The sequence below is a fragment of the Streptomyces sparsus genome (assembly GCF_054776295.1).
This window is the reverse complement of the sequence record NZ_BAAHCA010001085.1, coordinates 1-1,482: the sequence shown is the minus strand read 5'-3', so window position 1 is coordinate 1,482 and position 1,482 is coordinate 1. Positions and strand designations below refer to the sequence as shown.

Below are 1,482 nucleotides of genomic sequence, written 5' to 3'. Positions count from 1 at the left end.
CAGCGACGGTCCCGGCCGGGCGGAGGAACTCCAGGCCGGCACGGTGGTGCTGGCCGTCCCGCACGACACGGCCGCCCGGCTGCTGCCCGACGGCGCGCTGGACGGGCGGGAGTCGCTGCGGGGCCTCGGCAGCGCCCCGATCCTCAACGTGCACGTGGTCTACGACCGCACCGTGCTGGACCGGCCGCTGCTCGCGGCGCTGGGCAGCCCCGTGCAGTGGATCTTCGACCGCACCCGGGCGTCCGGTCTGGCACGGCTTCCCGGCGCCGGGGACAGCCAGTACCTGGCGCTGTCCCAGTCCGCCGCGCGGCACGAGATCGACCTTCCCGTGGCCGAGCTGCGCGCCCGCTACCTGCCGGAGCTGGAACGGCTGCTGCCCGCCGCCCGCACCGCGACCGTCAGGGACTTCTTCGTCACCCGCGAACGCACCGCCACGTTCGCACCCGCACCCGGAGTCGGTCGGCTGCGGCCGAATTCGGGCACCCGTGCGGCGGGTCTCTATCTCGCGGGCGCGTGGACCGCCACCGGTTGGCCCGCGACCATGGAGGGCGCGGTCCGCAGCGGGTTGTCCGCAGCCCGGCAAGCCCTGGCCCGGCTCGGGCGGACGCACGACGACGATCTCCAGGAGACGGCGTGGGCCTGATCACTGAACGCAGAGGAGACCATGTGAACCCGGTGCAACCGGCAGACGCCGGCATCGACACGGCCGGCGTGACCGCGCTGCTCGATCGCGGACGCACGCTCGCCATGCCGGAGCTGCGCGCTGCGGTAAGCCGCCTCGCAGCGCCGATGGACACCGTCGCCGCCTACCACTTCGGCTGGATCGACGCGGCCGGCCGGCCGGCGGACGGTGACGGCGGCAAGGCGCTGCGTCCGGCGCTCGCGCTGCTGTCCGCGGAGGTCGCGGGCGCCCCCGCCGAGACCGGCATCCCCGGCGCGGTGGCGGTGGAACTGGTGCACAACTTCTCGCTGCTGCACGACGACCTGATGGACGGCGACGAGCAGCGACGGCACCGGGACACCGTGTGGAAGGTGCACGGCCCCGCCCAGGCGATCCTGGTCGGTGACGCGCTCTTCGCACTGGCCAACGAGCTGCTGCTGGAGCTGGGCACGGTGGAGGCCGGCCGCGCCGCGCGCCGGCTCGCGGTGGCCAGCCGCAAGCTCATCGACGGCCAGGCCCAGGACATCTCCTTCGAACACCGGGAGCGGGTCACCGTCGCGGAGTGCCTGGAGATGGAGGGCAACAAGACCGGCGCGCTGCTGGCCTGCGCGGTGTCCGTCGGCGCGGTGCTCGGCGGCGCCGACGACCGGACGGCCGACGCGCTGGAGTCCTACGGCCACCACCTGGGCCTGGCCTTCCAGGCGGTGGACGACCTGCTGGGCATCTGGGGCGACCCGCAGGCCACCGGCAAGCAGACCTGGAGCGACCTGCGGCAGCGCAAGAAGTCGCTGCCGGTCGTCGCCGCGCTCGCAGCCGGCGGG

General features: G+C 74.6%; 2 protein-coding genes. Both read left to right on the top strand.

Annotated elements, in window-relative coordinates:
- Positions 1–643: FAD-dependent oxidoreductase (locus tag ACYVE9_RS26490; protein WP_461030429.1), on the top strand; the 643-nt coding region annotated here is incomplete at its 5' end.
- Positions 644–666: 23 nt separating this feature from the next.
- On the top strand, positions 667–1,482 hold an 816-nt coding region (locus ACYVE9_RS26485), incomplete at its 3' end, for a polyprenyl synthetase family protein (RefSeq protein WP_461030430.1).